Origin of the sequence: Pseudomonas sp. HOU2 (assembly GCF_040729435.1) — a bacterium.
Classification (GTDB): domain Bacteria; phylum Pseudomonadota; class Gammaproteobacteria; order Pseudomonadales; family Pseudomonadaceae; genus Aquipseudomonas.
The window spans coordinates 1,848,691-1,864,068 of record NZ_CP160398.1; the positions used below are offsets into that span (position 1 = coordinate 1,848,691).

Annotated in this window: 14 protein-coding genes; 11 read left to right on the forward strand and 3 right to left on the reverse strand. The window is 61.8% G+C overall.

The genetic code is table 11. From position 1 onward, the window contains the following. Nucleotides 1-138: 138 nt before the first annotated feature. The 4 genes from ABV589_RS08340 (at nucleotide 139) to ABV589_RS08355 (ending at nucleotide 5,100) form a co-directional block, all read left to right on the forward strand. On the forward strand, nucleotides 139-2,028 hold the full coding sequence (locus ABV589_RS08340; protein WP_367085526.1) for a methyl-accepting chemotaxis protein: 1,890 nt from the start codon (nucleotides 139-141) through the stop codon (nucleotides 2,026-2,028). 195 nt (nucleotides 2,029-2,223) lie between these two features. Then, nucleotides 2,224-3,315: a glycosyltransferase family 1 protein gene (locus tag ABV589_RS08345; protein WP_367086181.1), complete on the forward strand. Its 1,092-nt coding sequence runs from the start codon at nucleotides 2,224-2,226 to the stop codon at nucleotides 3,313-3,315. Continuing rightward, nucleotides 3,308-4,084: a polysaccharide deacetylase family protein gene (locus ABV589_RS08350; protein ID WP_367085527.1), complete on the forward strand. Its 777-nt coding sequence runs from the start codon at nucleotides 3,308-3,310 to the stop codon at nucleotides 4,082-4,084. The genes ABV589_RS08345 and ABV589_RS08350 overlap by 8 nt, the downstream gene beginning before the upstream one ends. Continuing rightward, complete coding sequence (locus ABV589_RS08355; RefSeq protein WP_367085528.1) at nucleotides 4,081-5,100, forward strand: lysylphosphatidylglycerol synthase transmembrane domain-containing protein; 1,020 nt, start codon at nucleotides 4,081-4,083, stop codon at nucleotides 5,098-5,100. The genes ABV589_RS08350 and ABV589_RS08355 overlap by 4 nt, the downstream gene beginning before the upstream one ends. Here ABV589_RS08355 and ABV589_RS08360 read toward each other — a convergent pair. Both ABV589_RS08360 and purU read right to left on the reverse strand, forming a co-directional pair. Then, nucleotides 5,063-5,239 (reverse strand): hypothetical protein, encoded by a 177-nt coding sequence (locus ABV589_RS08360; RefSeq protein WP_007965915.1) that lies wholly within the window; start codon nucleotides 5,237-5,239, stop codon nucleotides 5,063-5,065. The genes ABV589_RS08355 and ABV589_RS08360 overlap by 38 nt on opposite strands. An 87-nt stretch (nucleotides 5,240-5,326) precedes the next feature. Further along, the gene (gene purU, locus ABV589_RS08365; RefSeq protein ID WP_003227580.1) at nucleotides 5,327-6,175 is read right to left on the reverse strand and encodes a formyltetrahydrofolate deformylase; all 849 of its coding nucleotides are present in this window, start codon (nucleotides 6,173-6,175) and stop codon (nucleotides 5,327-5,329) included. 337 nt (nucleotides 6,176-6,512) lie between these two features. Between purU and mvaT the strand changes: the two genes are divergently transcribed. Next, on the forward strand, nucleotides 6,513-6,890 hold the full coding sequence (gene mvaT, locus ABV589_RS08370) for a histone-like nucleoid-structuring protein MvaT (RefSeq protein WP_003227581.1): 378 nt from the start codon (nucleotides 6,513-6,515) through the stop codon (nucleotides 6,888-6,890). A 103-nt stretch (nucleotides 6,891-6,993) separates the two neighbouring features. On the opposite strand, the gene sbcB is transcribed toward mvaT, so the two are convergent. Next, nucleotides 6,994-8,424 (reverse strand): exodeoxyribonuclease I, encoded by a 1,431-nt coding sequence (gene sbcB / locus ABV589_RS08375; protein WP_367085529.1) that lies wholly within the window; start codon nucleotides 8,422-8,424, stop codon nucleotides 6,994-6,996. A gap of 181 nt (nucleotides 8,425-8,605) precedes the next feature. Here sbcB and ABV589_RS08380 point away from each other — a divergent pair, with 181 nt between their 5' ends. The 6 genes from ABV589_RS08380 to ABV589_RS08405 are packed head-to-tail and all read left to right on the forward strand — an operon-like array spanning nucleotide 8,606 to nucleotide 15,325. Next, nucleotides 8,606-9,331 carry an RDD family protein gene (locus tag ABV589_RS08380; protein ID WP_367085530.1) on the forward strand — a complete coding sequence of 242 codons (726 nt, stop codon included), beginning with the start codon at nucleotides 8,606-8,608 and terminating at the stop codon, nucleotides 9,329-9,331. Beyond that, complete coding sequence (locus tag ABV589_RS08385; protein ID WP_367085531.1) at nucleotides 9,328-10,305, forward strand: stage II sporulation protein M; 978 nt, start codon at nucleotides 9,328-9,330, stop codon at nucleotides 10,303-10,305. Before ABV589_RS08380 ends, ABV589_RS08385 begins: the two co-directional genes overlap by 4 nt. After that, on the forward strand, nucleotides 10,292-11,839 hold the full coding sequence (locus ABV589_RS08390; RefSeq protein WP_367085532.1) for a DUF4129 domain-containing protein: 1,548 nt from the start codon (nucleotides 10,292-10,294) through the stop codon (nucleotides 11,837-11,839). Before ABV589_RS08385 ends, ABV589_RS08390 begins: the two co-directional genes overlap by 14 nt. Continuing rightward, on the forward strand, nucleotides 11,836-12,999 hold the full coding sequence (locus tag ABV589_RS08395) for a DUF4350 domain-containing protein (protein WP_367085533.1): 1,164 nt from the start codon (nucleotides 11,836-11,838) through the stop codon (nucleotides 12,997-12,999). Before ABV589_RS08390 ends, ABV589_RS08395 begins: the two co-directional genes overlap by 4 nt. Continuing rightward, nucleotides 12,996-13,997: a MoxR family ATPase gene (locus ABV589_RS08400; protein WP_367085534.1), complete on the forward strand. Its 1,002-nt coding sequence runs from the start codon at nucleotides 12,996-12,998 to the stop codon at nucleotides 13,995-13,997. Before ABV589_RS08395 ends, ABV589_RS08400 begins: the two co-directional genes overlap by 4 nt. Next, entirely contained in the window at nucleotides 13,994-15,325 is a 1,332-nt protein-coding gene (locus ABV589_RS08405; RefSeq protein ID WP_367085535.1) for a DUF58 domain-containing protein, read from the forward strand. Before ABV589_RS08400 ends, ABV589_RS08405 begins: the two co-directional genes overlap by 4 nt. The last annotated feature ends 53 nt before the right edge of the window (nucleotides 15,326-15,378 follow it).

The following is a 15,378-nucleotide window of genomic DNA, read 5'->3' on the forward strand; positions in this document are numbered from 1 at the left end:
GGCGAGAACCGACTGAAAAGTCGGTCGGACATTTCCCTAAGGAGAGTCGGAAATATCAGTTTGTTTCACCCTTGCCCATATTGCGCGTCTTTATAAAAGCACGCCCAGGACATTAAGACCTTAGCGGAACCCCAAGCCATGAACAAAAACCTGCGCTTCAGCCATAAAATTTTGCTTGCCGCCGCCCTCATCGTCATCGCCGCTTTCGCCTCGTTCACGCTGTACAACGACTGGCTGCAACGCAACGCGATCCGCGATGACCTGAACAACTATCTCAACGAGATGGGCGAAGTCACCGCCGACAACATCCAGACCTGGCTCAACGGGCGCATTCTGCTGGTCGAGAACGCCGCGCAGAACATCGCCATCAACCCGGAACCGGCCAACGTCGCCAGCCTGCTGGAACAGAAGTCCCTGACCTCGACGTTCATGGCCACTTACCTGGGCGATGCCACTGGCCACTTCACCATCCGCCCGGACGTGAAGATGCCTGACGGCTTCGATCCACGGGTGCGCCCTTGGTATAAAGGGGCCGAGAGCAGCAGCGCCTCGACCCTGACCGAACCATACATCGACGCCGCCACCGGGCAGTTGATCATCTCCATCGCCACCGCCTCGAAAAAAGCCGGCCAGAGCGTCGGCGTGGTCGGCGGCGACCTGAGCCTGCAAACCCTGGTCGACACCCTCACCGCGCGGGACTTTTCCGGTATGGGCTACGCGTTCCTGGTCAGCGCCGACGGCAAGATCCTCGTGCACCCGGACAAGGCACTGGTGATGAAATCACTGAAAGAAGCCTATCCGCAGGACACTCCGCACATCAGCAGCGACTTCAGTGAAATCACTGTCGATGGCAAGACTCGCATCGTCAGCTTCACCCCGATCAAAGGCCTGCCGTCGGTGAACTGGTACATCGGCCTGTCGGTGGACAAGGACAAAGCCTTCTCGATGCTCAGTGAGTTCCGCACCTCGGCGGTGATTGCCACGGTGATTGCGGTGGTGATCATCATTGCGCTGCTGGGCATGCTGATTCGCCTGCTGATCCAGCCGCTGCACGTCATGACCCGCGCCATGGAAGACATCGCCGATGGCGAAGGCGACCTGACCAAGCGCCTGACCATCGTCAATAACGATGAGTTCGGCGTGCTGGGTACCGCCTTCAACCGTTTCGTCGAGCGTATTCACGGCTCGATCCGTGAAGTGTCGTCGGCCACCGGGCAGGTCAACGAGGTCGCGTTGCGCGTGGTCGCCGCGTCCAACTCGTCGATGTACAACTCCGACCAGCAAGCCTCACGCACCAGCAGCGTCGCCGCCGCGATCAATCAACTGGGCGCCGCCGCCCAGGAAATCGCCCGCAACGCCGCGCAAGCCTCGAACCAGGCCAGCGACGCCCGTGGTCTGGCCGAAGACGGCCAGCAAGTGGTGGATCGCAGCATCAAGGCGATGAATCAACTGTCGAGCATGCTCAGCGCCTCCAGCACCAACATCGAGTCGCTGAACAGCAAAACCGTGAACATCGGGCAGATCCTCGAAGTGATCACCAGCATCTCCCAGCAGACCAACCTGCTGGCACTCAACGCCGCCATCGAAGCGGCGCGTGCCGGTGAAGCCGGACGTGGTTTTGCCGTGGTCGCCGACGAAGTGCGCAACCTGGCGCACCGCACCCAGGAATCGGCGCAGCAGGTGCAGACCATGATCGAGGAGCTGCAAGTCGGCGCCCGAGAGTCGGTGAGCACCATGAGCGACAGCCAGCGCCACAGCCAGGACAGCGTGGAAATCGCCAACCTCGCCGGCGAACGCCTGAACAGCGTGACCCAGCGCATCGGCGAGATCGACGGGATGAACCAGTCGGTGGCAACAGCGACCGAGGAGCAGACCGCGGTGGTGGAGTCCATCAACGTCGACATCACCGAGATCAATACGCTGAACCAGGAAGGTGTCGAGAACCTGCAGGCGACCCTGCGCGCCTGTTCGGATCTGGAGCAGCAGGCTTCGCGCCTGAAGCAGCTGGTCGGCAGTTTCCGCATCTAAGATCAAAAGATCGCAGCCTGCGGCAGCTCCTACAGGGTGAACACACATCCTGTGTAGGAGCTGCCGCAGGCTGCGATCTTTTTGCCCTGGAGACCCACCGCGTATTCCCGACCGAACATCTATTCTGGATAAAGGTCAACCAAGGGAGTGCAACGCAGCGGAGGGTTGATCACTGTGCATATCGCCGACATCACCATGTTCTACGCCCCGGCCAGCGGCGGCGTACGCACCTATCTGGACGCCAAGCATCGTCGGCTGGGCGTCAAACCCGGGATTCGCCACAGCCTGCTGATCCCCGGCGCGCACTTGAGTGAACACGATGGCGTCTACACGGTGCCTGCTCCCGCCCTGCCCTTCGGCAAGGGTTACCGCTTCCCCGTGCGTCTCGCCCCCTGGCGCAACGTCCTGCAGGATTTGCAGCCGGAGCTGATCGAAGTCGGCGATCCGTACCTGACGGCCTGGGCGGCGCTGGATGCACGACGGCAACTGGACGTGCCGGTGATCGGCTTTTATCACTCGGATCTGCCGTTGCTGGTGGGTAACCGCATGGGTCATTGGGTCACGCCGAATGTCGAGGCGTACGTCAGCAAACTGTATGGCAACTTCGACCGGGTGCTGGCGCCGAGTCAGGTGATGGCCGACAAGCTCCGGGGCCTGGGAGTACACAACGTCTTCGTGCAGCCGCTCGGGGTCGATCTGCAGACCTTCCATCCTGACGCCCGCGACAACGGTTTGCGCGCCGAACTGGGGATTGCCGAAGACACCCGCCTGCTGATCTTCGCCGGGCGCGGATCCAAAGAGAAGAACCTGCCGATACTGCTCAAATGCATGCAACGTCTCGGCCCACGCTATCACCTGCTGCTGGTCGGTTCATCGATGCCCGCTGTGGTTCCGGACAATGTCAGCGTGATCGACGGGTTCTGTCCCGCCGCCACCGTCGCAAGGTTGATGGCCAGCGCCGACGCCCTGCTGCATGCCGGCGATCAGGAAACCTTCGGTCTGGTGATCCTCGAAGCCATGGCCTGCGGGATTCCGGTGGTCGCGGTGGCGGCCGGTGCGTTTGAAGAAATCGTTGCCGAAGACTGTGGCTTGCTCTGTGCGCCGAACAACCCGCAAGCCATGGCCAATGCGGTGCGCGAGCTGTTCAGTCGCGGCTGCGTGAAACTCGGCCAACAAGCCCGGCAACACGTCGAACGGCGTTATTCCTGGGACAGCGTGGTTGACAGCCTGCTCGGCCATTACCACGCGGTGCTCGGTCACTCGCTGCCAAGGGTGGCCAATGGCTGATTCCTTGAATGACCGCGCAGTGCTGCTGGTGCTGCACGACGTGGCGCCGTCGACGTGGGCGGATTATCGGCCGTTTGTCGAGGCGGTCGATGCAATGGGTGGCGTGCCGATGACCTGGCTGGTCGTTCCGGATTTCCATGGTCACGACGCACTTGAGGATCATCCCGCGTTTTGCCGAATGCTCGGCGAGCGGCTGGCCCTTGGCGATGAACTGGCTTTGCACGGCTATTACCATGACGACCGCGAACCGACACCGACCACACCGCGCGACTGGTTCATGCGCCGGATCTACACTCACGAAGGCGAGTTTTATCGCCTGTCCCGCGAAGCCGCCCTGGCTCGCCTGCACGACGGCATTGAACTGTTCCGGCACAATGAATGGCCGTTGCACGGCTTCGTCGCCCCGGCATGGCTGATGAGCGAGGGCACGCGCCAGGCGCTTCGTGAAACACCATTGCGCTACAGCAGCGACCCGCAACATCTTTATCAATTGCCGGATTTCACCCCGATCAACGCCCCCGGTCTGGTCTGGAGCGCGCGCAGTGCCTGGCGCCGGGGTCTGTCAAAACTTGTCAGCGAGCAACGCGAACAGCGGTGGCGCGACGCACCGGTGATTCGTCTAGGCTTGCACCCGGTAGACATGCGCCACGCCTTCGCACGTGATTACTGGCTACGAACCCTTGAACGGCTGCTGGCAGAAGGACGCACGCCCATGACCAAAATCGACTGGCTCAGCAAGCAACGCGGGCGAATGGAGCGCGCTGCATGAGTCGCGGCATTGTGCTGTTGATCGGCCTGCTCGCTGCTGTACTGATCCCGGTGTTGCTCGGCGGCGGCGAGATCGGTGCGCGCCTGCAGAACTTTCCGCTGCAATGGCTGCTGATCATGTTCGGCATGATTCTGCTCTGCTGGGGCATCAACACTCTGCGCTTGCGCCTGTTGCTGGGCGATCAACGCGAACGGGTAACACCGCTGAAAAGCCTCGGCGTGGTGATGGCCGCGGAGTTTGCCTACTGCGCCACGCCCGGCGGCAGTGGCGGGCCGCTGACGATCATGGCGTTGCTGGCGCGCAGCGGTGTGCGCCCGGCCCGTGGCAGTGCGGTGTTTGCCATGGATCAGTTGAGCGATCTGCTGTTCTTTCTCTGTGCCTTGAGCGGCATCCTGATTTACGCCTTGTTTCAGCACCTCAGTGACCGCCTCGAATGGTTGCTGATGGTCAGTGCGGTGTCGCTGTTCGGTGGGCTGTTCAGTTGCGTGCTGCTGGCGCGCTACCACCGCCGCCTGATCCTTTTAAGCGGGCGCCTGCTCGCTCGCCTGAACGTGCGGCCCGCCACTCGCCGGCGCTGGGCACGCAAGCTGCTGCATTTTCTCGCCGCGTTCATCGATACGCTCAAGTTGCCGTGGCCGACCCTGATCAAAGTCTTCGCCCTGACCTGCGTGCACTGGCTGCTGCGCTACAGCGTGCTGTACCTGGCCTTGCGCGGGCTGGGTGCAGACCTGCAATGGGCCTGGAGTTTTCTGGTGCAGATGCTGTCGCTGGGGGCTGGTCAAATGAGCCTGCTGCCCGGTGGCGCTGGGGCGGCAGAACTGACCTCGGCGGCGCTGCTGGCGCCGATGGTCGGCAAATCCACCGCAGCGGCAGCGATCCTGATCTGGCGGGTGGTGACGTTCTATTTCTATCTGGTGGTGGGCGGGCCGGTGTTTCTATTGATGCTCGGGCGGCCATTGCTCAAGAAGCTGTTGAAGATCAGGCAGGCTTCTCAGGTTCGTCCGCCTTCTCCTTGAGCTGCTCCCACAACTCGGCAGCCCCGGGAAACTCGGTGCCATCCTCCGGACTGAGGTCATCCGGGTCGTAGCGGCTCAGACAACCTTCGCCCAATGTGGCAGGTGCTTTCGAAGTGGCTTTGTCCAGTGGATCGCTCACGGGCGGTTCCTCAACGGCTGAAACGAAAAAAGGCCTGGGACGATTGAACGCCCAGGCCCTTCTTTATTCAAGTACGCGCAGATTCGATCAGAACACCACGGTCTTGTTGCCGTGCACCAGCACGCGATCTTCGAGGTGATAACGCAGGCCACGGGCCAACACCATCTTCTCGACGTCACGGCCGAAACGCACCATGTCTTCGATGCTGTCGCTGTGGCTGACACGCACCACATCCTGCTCAATGATCGGACCGGCGTCCAGCTCTTCGGTCACGTAGTGGCAGGTTGCGCCGATCAGCTTCACGCCGCGCAGCGACGCCTGATGGTATGGCTTGGCACCAACGAACGACGGCAGGAAGCTGTGGTGAATGTTGATCACCTTGTGCGCGTATTCGCGGCACAGCGCCGGCGGCAGGATCTGCATGTAGCGCGCCAGTACCACCACTTCGGCATCGTGCTGTTTGACCAGACGCGAGACTTCGGCGAAGGCCGGCTCCTTGTCCTGCGGGTTGACCGGGACATGGTAATAAGGAATGCCGTGCCACTCGACCATGCTGCGCAGGTCGTTGTGGTTGGAAATCACGCAGGAAATTTCGCAATCGAGCTCGTCGCTGTGCCAGCGGTGCAGCAAGTCGGCCAGGCAGTGGGATTCGCGGCTGGCCATCAACACCACGCGTTTCTTCTGCTCGGTGTCGGTGATGCGCCAGTCCATCGAAAACTCTTCGGCGATCGGCGCAAACTTCTCGCGCAGCACTTCAATACCGAACGGCAGCGAATCGGCGCGGATCTCGTGACGCATGAAGAACCAGCCATTCTGATTATCCGAATGGTGGCTCGCTTCGGTGATCCAACCGTTGTGGGATGCCAGAAAGTTACTGACTTTGGCAACGATGCCAACGCGGTCAGGGCAGGAAATCACCAACCGAAAGGTGCGCATGGGGGGGAAACTCCAGAACTTCGCAAAGGCGGCCATTCTAGCGACTGTGCGCGGAAACTGCAGTATTGATGACCACATCCCCGCAGGCAGGCCCGATTCGCGGCGTCTGACGCCACGCGCGGCAAAACTATAGTCCTGCAGTGAAGCTGTTCGGCCAGATAATTGTGAATACTCGTGATGACTGCATCACATTATTTAAATGACCATTCAATTCAACGGTTATTCCACGTAACTAATTCAAATAAAAAAACCGGTTAAATGTTTACTTGATGAAACAGCCTGACTATTATTGCGGCACTGTCCCTGCCATTCAACACATCCGCATAAGGTAGTTACCATGTCCTTGATCAACGAATATCGCGCCACCGAAGAAGCAATCAAAGAGCTGCAAGCGCGTTTGAAGAACCTGTCGCAAGACGACAAATTGCAAGCCGAGCTGGAATTCGAAGGCAAACTGCGCACCCTGATGGGCGAATACTCCAAGTCCCTGCGCGACATCATCGCCCTGCTGGATCCGGAATCGAAAACCAAGGGCACCCGTGGCGCCGCAGTCAAAACTACCGGCACCAAGCGCGCGCGCAAAGTTAAACAATACAAAAACCCGCACAACGGCGAAGTCATCGAAACCAAAGGTGGCAACCACAAGACTCTGAAAGAGTGGAAAGCCAAGTGGGGCGGTGACGTGGTTGAAGGCTGGGCTACCCTGCTGGGCTAAGCCGCAACGCCTGTCGCAGACTGATTCTGCGGCCCATGAAAAACGCCAGCATATGCTGGCGTTTTTTTATGCCCGGCATTTCACGGGCACACTATGTTCGATTTCAAAGATTCAAACGTTTGCGCAATGCCTGGACATAATTCTGCCACTCATTGAGCACTTGATTCTGTATCGGCGTAGCACTAAGCACCCATTGCTGCGCGGCCTCGGCAAAAGATTGCAGGGTATTAGGCGCGCCCATTTGCGGCTCGGACAAACGCTGCTGGCAGAATATTCTCCAGCGTTCTTGCTCCTCGGAATTCAACGTATCGGGAAAGTTACGTGCGCGATATCGAAAGAGTAATTCCGGCAGACGTTCATCATCGAACGGCCAGTGTTCTTGCGCTAATTGCGCCGGATCAGCCGTCCTCACTTGCTCGCATAGACGCCGGTCACGATCACCGATGAATCCATCGTACAACTGCTGTTCCGGATCTTCGCTCGGCGTGAAGTCTTCGCTGGCGTAAATCGCCGCGACTTTATCTTTCCAGACTTGTTGTGCGTCACTTAGCCGCAGTGCACGCGCCTGATACAGCGCCATATCCAGACCCAGGCGCTGCTGATCGTCGGCGCGCAACACCGACAACGGCGCCACCACCGGGCAGCGATTGATGTGAATCAGTTTGAGCGGCACCGGCAGTTCACCCTCGGCGAGATCGTCGCGGCGGGTATACAGGCGCTGGCGCAGGGCTTCCGCATCCAGATCCAGCAAGCCTTGCGGATCGAGGTGCAGGTCACAGACGATCAGCGCATTGCGATTGCGCGGATGCCAGGCCAAGGGCAGCACCACACCGACATAGTGCCGCGCCGCCGAAAATCGTCCAGAGATATGCACCAGCGGTTGCAGCAGACGAATCTGATCCATGACCTTCTGCTTGCTGCGCAGTTGAAACAGCCAGTCATACAACTTCGGCTGTTTCTCGCGGATCAACCGCGCCAGCGCGATGGTGGCGCGCACGTCCGAGAGCGCTTCGTGGGCATGCCCATGGTCGATGTTGTTGGCGGCCGTCAGGCGTTCGAGCTTGAGGGTCACCTTGCCTTGGTCATCGGTTGGCCAGACCAGCCCCTCCGGGCGTAGCGCATACGCGGCACGCACCACATCGATCAGGTCCCAGCGACTGTTGCCGCCCTGCCATTCACGGGCGTACGGATCGAAGAAATTGCGATAGAGACTGTAGCGGGTCATCTCGTCGTCGAAACGCAAGGTGTTGTAACCCGCGCCGCAAGTGCCGGGCGCCGCCAGTTGTGCGTGCACGCGGGTCATGAAGTCGGCTTCGCTCAGACCCTGTTCGGCGAGACGACTTGGGGTGATGCCGGTGATCGCGCACGCCGCCGGGTGCGGCAGGATGTCTTCGCTGGGCTGGCAGTAGAGGTTGACCGGTTCGTCGATTTCATTGAGGTCGTGGTCGGTGCGAATCCCGGCGACCTGCAGCGGACGGTCGTTGCGCGGATTGATGCCGGTGGTCTCGTAGTCGTACCAGAAGATTGAAGTCACGGGCGGTTCCTGAACTGAAGATCGGCAAAGTCTAGGCGTTGAACGGCCGTCGCGGCCAGCGCTGTGTCATTCAACCACCGCGCATCACACGATGTGCAATACATAGTTATGTCGTTTTCCCCCAAGAGGCTGCTAGCATCGGACGGACTTCGCATCCCGATCCGGCCCCATCAGGTAGCCCATGCTCGAGAACACAGCACTGCCACGGAAAGCACCGCTGAACCCGCCACTCGATACCCGCTATCAAGTGGAAACGCCGGAGGGCATCGACCTGCCGTTGCGCCCGGCCGGTCTGATGGTGCGCAGCCTCGCCTTCGGCATCGACCTGGGCATTCGCGGGGCCATCCTCGGCGTGCTGTTTCTGCTGCTGGCGTTTCTCGGCAAGCTCGGCATCGGTCTCGGTTCGTTGCTGCTGTTTGCCGTCAGCTGGTGGTACATGGTGCTGTTCGAAGTGCTGCGTCAGGGCCGTTCGCCGGGCAAGCAATGGATGGGCCTGCGGGTGATCCACGATGACGGCACACCGATCGGCTGGTCGGCCTCGCTGCTGCGCAACCTGCTGCGTTTTGTCGATCTCTTGCCGTTCGGTTATGCCTTCGGCGCCATCAGTTGCCTGCAACATCCCACCTTCAAACGCCTCGGCGACATCGCCGCCGGCACCCTGGTGGTCTACAGCGAACGCGCCCTGCTCCGCCCGCAATTACCTGACGCCCAGCCACGCCGTTCACCGGTGCCGCTCAACCTCGGCGAACAACGCGCCCTGCTCGCCTTCGCCGAACGCCAGGCTGAACTGTCGCCGGCGCGGGTCAACGAGCTGGCCGCGCTGCTCGCCCAACCGCTGCACATCACGGCGCCCAAAGCGGTCAGCGAACTCAATGGCATCGCCCGCGGCTTGTTGGGTCCGACATGAAGCAGAGTCTTTTCGAAACTCGCCACAAGGCCGAATGGGAGCGCTTCACCCTGGCCCTCGAACGCCTCGAACACGGCAAGGACACCTCGCAGGTGGCCGCTTTCCCCAAGGCTTATCGACGCCTCTGCCAGCATCTGGCGCTGGCACAGGAGCGTGGTTACAGCAGTTTTCTGATCGACTCGCTGCAACAGTTGGTGTTGCGCGGTCACCAGCAGCTGTATCGGCACCGCAGTCGTTTCGGCGCCAACCTGCTGGGTTTCATCCTCGCTGACTTCCCTCGACTGGTGCGTGCCGAATGGCCGTTCGTGCTGGCCGCCGGTCTGGTGTTTTTCGGCAGCCTGATCGGCTTTGCCTTGCTGGTGTATGCCTTTCCCGAATTGGTCTACAACCTGATCCCCGCCGAACAGGTGCGCGACATGCAGAGCATGTACGACCCGGTGGCCGGGCACCTCGGGCGCTCGGCCGAACGAGCGGCCAGCGAAGACTGGGTGATGTTCGGTTATTACGTGATGCACAACATCGGCATCGCCTTTCAGACCTTCGCCAGCGGTTTGCTGCTGGGCGTGGGCAGCGCGCTCTTCCTGTTCTACAACGGATTGATCATCGGCGCGGTGGCCGGGCACCTGACCGAGATCGGTTTTGGCCAGACGTTCTGGTCATTCGTGATCGGCCACGGCGCCTTCGAACTGAGCGCCATTGCCCTGGCGGGTGCAGCGGGGCTGAAACTCGGCTGGGCAGTGATTGCGCCGGGGCGGCTGATGCGCGGCGAGGCGCTGGTGCAGGCGGCGCGCAAAAGCGTGCAGTTGGTGTGCGGCGTCATGCTGTTCCTGCTGATCGCGGCGTTCATCGAAGCGTATTGGTCGTCGAAGACCGGGGTCACACCGCCGATCAAATATGCGGTCGGTGCCTCGTTGTGGATCGCAGTGGCGGTCTATCTGCTGTTCGCCGGAAGGACACGCCATGCGCCTGAGTGACGCCACGGTGGCGATCCGCCCGCGCACCAGCTGGGAAGCCATGGACCTCGGCGTGCTCATGAGCCAGCAGCATCGACGCTTGCTGATGACCAGTTGGGCCATCGTCACCCTGCCGCTGTTCGCCGTACTGACCTTGTTGCTGTGGGATTCGCCGTCGCTGGCGGTGTTGATTTTCTGGTGGCTGAAACCGGTCTACGAACGCCTGCCGCTGTACATCCTGTCCAAGGCACTGTTCGGCGAGACACCGACACTGAAACAAGCCCTGCGTGAGTTCCCGCGGCTGCTCAAACCACAATGGCTGGCCAGTCTGACCTGGCGCCGCCTGAGCCTGAGTCGCAGTTTCCTGCTGCCGGTGCTGCAACTCGAAGGCCTCGACGGTACCGCCCGTCAGCAACGCCTGCAGGTGTTGCTGCAACGCAATGCCGGCGCCGCGCAATGGCTGACGATCATCGGCATGCATCTGGAAACCGCACTGTGGATCGGCCTGATGGTGCTGTTCTACATGTTGCTGCCACAGCAGATTGAAACCGACTGGGACTGGCAATCGCTGATCCTCGACACCGATCACCACTGGCGTTGGCTGGAACACCTGACCAACGCTTTCTACGCGCTGGTACTGGTGGTCTGGGAACCGATTTATGTCGCCTGCGGTTTCAGCCTGTATTTGAACCGGCGCACCGCACTGGAAGCGTGGGACATCGAGCTGGTATTCCGCCGTTTGCGCCAGCGCCTGAACAGCAGCGCGGTGGGTTTGTTGTTGGCGGTCTGTCTGTTGCTGCCGGCGGTGCCACCCGTATGGGCTGCGGCCGATCCCGCCAGCGCACCGGAGGCACCCCGCCTGCTGCACCAACCGCTGACCAGTCAGGCTGCGCACGACAGCATCAAGGCGCTGCTCGAACAACCGCCGTTCAAGAACAAGGAAAGCGTGACCCGCTATCGCTTTGGCGACGACCCGGCAGCCCCGGCCCAGGGTAAACCCGGTGAGGCGCCGCAATGGCTGAAAACCCTGCTCGGCTGGCTGGACAGTCAACGCTTCAATGCGCTGGCGGGCCTGATTGAAGTGCTGTTGTGGGGGGCGTTGATCGCCGCTGTCGGCTGGTTGATCTGGCGCTATCGCGAGTTCCTGCACACCTTCGTCAGTCGCCGGTCAAAGCTGCCCGCCCGCGTCAGGCCACCTGCACCGCAGCAGGCATTCGGCCTCGATCTGAGCCCGCAAACCCTGCCCGACGACATCGCCGCCAGTGCCGAACAACTCTGGCAGACCCAGCCGCGCGCCGCGCTGGGCCTGCTCTATCGCGGATTACTCAGCCGTCTGCTGCACGACTTTGCCCTGACCTTGAAACCCGCTGACACCGAGCATCAAGTGCTGCTGCGGGTCGAGCAACTGCAGCGCCCTGAACTGCTGGCGTTCAGTCGCAGCCTGACGCAGCACTGGCAGAACATGGCCTACGGGCACCGCGTACCGGCGGCGCATCTGCAACAGGAATTGTGTGACGGCTGGCGCGCCTTGTTCGACCATGGAGCGCGCACTTGAACCGGCGCAGCGCGTGGCTGCTCGGCGGGCTGATCGTCGCCCTGCTCGCGGCGTTGAGCATTTATCTGTACCTCAAGGCCCGGCCCTATCAGGAAGTGATCGATCACGGCCCTTCGCCCCAGGCACAGGCCAATCCTTATCTGGCGGCAGAGATGTTTTTGCGTGAACGCGGGCTCAACGTCGGCCATGCCGAAACGCTGGCGGTGCTGCCGGATATCGATCCGCGTCGGCACACTCTGCTGTTGTTCGGCGAACGTTCGCGCATGACCCCGCGTCAGGTCGATCAAGTGTTGAACTGGGCCCGCGCCGGTGGGCGCCTGGTGTTCGTGGCCGAAGCGTTGTGGGACAAGCAGGCCAGACAAAGCGCTGACCTGTTGCTGGATCGGGTGCAGTTGCACCAGTCCCTGAGCAAGGATCTCAAGGAGCCGCCGGCGGAGCTGGCCGATGATCCGTACCCGAACCTGACCAAGCTCTACCTGGAAGACGAGGACGCGCCGGCCTACGCCGGTTTCGACACCGCGTTCCATCTGGAGGATCCGAACAATCTCGCCCAGGCCTGGGCCAACAGCGCCAAGGCCACGCACATGATGCAACTGCCGTACGGCCTCGGCTCGATCACCGTGGTCACCGATGCCGAACTGTGGAAGACCCCGGCCATCAACAAGCACGACAACGCCTGGCTGCTCTGGTACCTGAGCGCCGACACTGACGTCACGCTGATTTTCAACACGGTGCATGATGGTCTGCTGACCTTGCTCTGGCGTTACTTCCCGCAAGCCATCGTCGCCCTGCTGGCGCTGATCGGCCTCGGCCTGTGGCACGTTGCTGTGCGCCACGGGCCATTGCAGGCGCCCGCCGCGAGTGGCCGCCGGCAGTTGCAGGAGCACCTGCGCGCCAGTGCCGATTTCATCCTGCGCCACAACGGTCAGCACACGCTGTTGCAAGCTTTGCAGCAGGACGTGCTGCGTCGTGCCCGCCGCCGTCATCCCGGCTTCGACCAATTGAACGTGGCCGAGCAATGGCTGGTGCTGTCGCGCCTGACCCGCCAGCCAACCCGCGCCATCAGTCAGGCCCTGAGCCCGGTGCCGAAACAGCGCATGAGCAGCGCTGATTTCAGTCGCCAGGTGGCCCACCTGCAAACCTTGAGGAACACGCTATGAGTGAACAGATCGAGCCCGGCAGCGCCAGCCACGCCGCCCAGCAACGCCAGCGTGCCAGTCAGTTGGCGCAAGCGCTGCGCGGCGAATTGCAGAAGGCCCTGATCGGCCAGAACAGCGTGATCGACGATGTGCTGACCGCGCTGATCGCCGGCGGTCACGTGCTGCTTGAGGGCGTTCCGGGGCTGGGCAAAACGCTGCTGGTACGGGCGCTGGCGCGCTGCTTCGGCGGCGAGTTCGCGCGCATCCAGTTCACCCCGGACCTGATGCCCAGCGACGTCACCGGCCACGCGGTGTACGACCTGCACACCGAGCAATTCAAGCTGCGCAAGGGGCCGTTGTTCACCCACCTGCTGCTGGCCGACGAGATCAACCGCGCCCCGGCAAAAACCCAGGCGGCGTTGCTCGAAGCGATGCAGGAGCGCCAGGTCACCCTCGAAGGCCGGGCGCTGCCGATCGCCCAGCCGTTCATGGTGCTCGCCACCCAGAACCCGATCGAGCAGGAAGGCACTTATCCCTTGCCGGAAGCCGAGCTCGACCGCTTCATGCTCAAGATCCGCATGGATTACCCGGAGGCCGAGCAAGAGCTGAACATGGTGCGTCAGGTCAGCCGCTCGACCCGCGCCGACATGCTCGACGTGCAGCCGCTGCGCACGGTCCTGCAAGCCAAGGACGTGCAAGCCCTGCAACGCATCGCCAGCGACCTGCCGATCGACGATCAAGTGCTCGATTACGCCGTGCGGCTAGCGCGCAGCACCCGTTCCTGGCCCGGCCTGAGCCTCGGCGCCGGGCCGCGTGCCTCGATTGCGCTGGTGCGATGCGCCCGCGCCCGTGCGTTGCTGCGCGGCGGCGAGTTCGTGATTCCCGATGACATCAAGGGTTGCGCGCTCTCGGTGCTGCGCCATCGGGTGCGAGTGGCGCCGGAGCTGGACATCGAAGGTCTGCAGGTCGATCAGGTGCTGCAACAATTGCTCGACCAAGTGCCGGCGCCGCGCTTGTGAAACCGTCACGCCTGCTGCTGATCTGGCTCGCGATTCTGCTGGCCGTCGGCACGCTGCTGGGCACGCTGCAAGCCCTAGACATCGACGTACCCGCCACGCTGTTGTCGATCAACTGGGGCTTGCTCCTGGCCCTGCTGGTGCTGGCGATCATCGATGCGCTGCGCCTGAACAACCTGCCCTCGCCGCGCATCCAGCGGCAGATGCCCGGCAGCCTGGCACTCGGCCGTTGGAGCGAGGTGCGGCTGCAGCTCAGCCATGACTTCATCGAGCCGGTCGCGGTAGAGATTTTCGACCACGTGCCACAGGGCCTGAGCTTCGAAAACCTGCCGCTGGCGATTGAACTGCAACCCGGGCAATTCAGCGCGGTCGGCTACCGTCTGCGCCCGCTCAAGCGCGGGCACTTCAGCTTCGAGCATTGCGAAATCAACCTGCCCAGCCCGTTCGGTCTGTGGACAGGCAAACGCCTGCTCGCCGTGAGCGGCGAGATCCGCGTCTACCCGGACTTCGCAAAGCTCTACGGTGGGCAGTTGTTGGCGGTGGACAACTGGCTCAGCCAGCTCGGTGTGCGCCAGCGCCAGCGTCGCGGGCAGGGTCAGGAATTTCATCAGTTGCGCGAATTTCGCGAGGGCGACAGCCTGCGCCAGATCGACTGGAAAGCCACCGCCCGTCAGCGCACGCCGATTGCCCGCGAGTATGAAGACGAGCGTGATCAACAGATCATGTTCATGCTCGATTGCGGGCGGCAAATGCGCAGCCAGGATGGCGAGCTGTCGCATTTCGACCATGCGTTGAATGCGTGTCTGCTGCTGAGCCATGTCGCGCTGCGTCAGGGCGATGCGGTGGGATTGAGTACATTCGCCGTCGCGCAACCGCGTTTTCTCGCGCCAATCAAGGGTGCCAGTCAGCTCAAGGTCCTGCTCAACGCTGTTTATGATCTGGACAGCAGTCAGCGTCCTGCCGATTATTCGACCGCGACCAGCCAGCTGTTGGCCCGGCAGAAGCGCCGGGCGCTGATCGTGCTGCTGACCAACCTGCGTGACGAGGACAGCGAAGACCTTCTCCCCAGCGTCAAACGTCTGAGCCAGCAGCATCAAGTGCTGGTGGTCAGCCTGCGCGAGGAAGCCCTCGACCGCGTGCGCAATGCCCCGGTACAAACACTGCCAGAAGCACTGGTCTATTGCGGCACGGTGGATTATCTCAATGCCCGGGCCGAACTGCATGAGCAGTTGAATGCTCATGCAGTTCAGGTGCTGGATGTGCGCCCCGAGGAACTGGGCTCAGCAATGGTGACGCGATACTTGAGCTGGAAGAAGGTCGGAGCAATTTAACGACGTGGGAACAGATGAAAGCTCACGCCGCTAACGGCATCCAGTCAGTGCCG

What these genes read in the sequence shown, in the direction of transcription:
- ABV589_RS08350 (WP_367085527.1), top strand. Translation starts at nt 3,308, where the DNA reads ATGGCTGATTCCTTGAATGACCGCGCAGTGCTGCTGGTGCTGCACGAC.
- ABV589_RS08340 (WP_367085526.1), top strand. Translation starts at nt 139, where the DNA reads ATGAACAAAAACCTGCGCTTCAGCCATAAAATTTTGCTTGCCGCCGCC.
- ABV589_RS08345 (WP_367086181.1), top strand. Translation starts at nt 2,224, where the DNA reads ATGTTCTACGCCCCGGCCAGCGGCGGCGTACGCACCTATCTGGACGCC.
- mvaT (WP_003227581.1), top strand. Translation starts at nt 6,513, where the DNA reads ATGTCCTTGATCAACGAATATCGCGCCACCGAAGAAGCAATCAAAGAG.
- ABV589_RS08380 (WP_367085530.1), top strand. Translation starts at nt 8,606, where the DNA reads ATGCTCGAGAACACAGCACTGCCACGGAAAGCACCGCTGAACCCGCCA.
- ABV589_RS08390 (WP_367085532.1), top strand. Translation starts at nt 10,292, where the DNA reads ATGCGCCTGAGTGACGCCACGGTGGCGATCCGCCCGCGCACCAGCTGG.
- ABV589_RS08355 (WP_367085528.1), top strand. Translation starts at nt 4,081, where the DNA reads ATGAGTCGCGGCATTGTGCTGTTGATCGGCCTGCTCGCTGCTGTACTG.
- ABV589_RS08385 (WP_367085531.1), top strand. Translation starts at nt 9,328, where the DNA reads ATGAAGCAGAGTCTTTTCGAAACTCGCCACAAGGCCGAATGGGAGCGC.
- purU (WP_003227580.1), bottom strand. Translation starts at nt 6,175, where the DNA reads ATGCGCACCTTTCGGTTGGTGATTTCCTGCCCTGACCGCGTTGGCATC.
- ABV589_RS08400 (WP_367085534.1), top strand. Translation starts at nt 12,996, where the DNA reads ATGAGTGAACAGATCGAGCCCGGCAGCGCCAGCCACGCCGCCCAGCAA.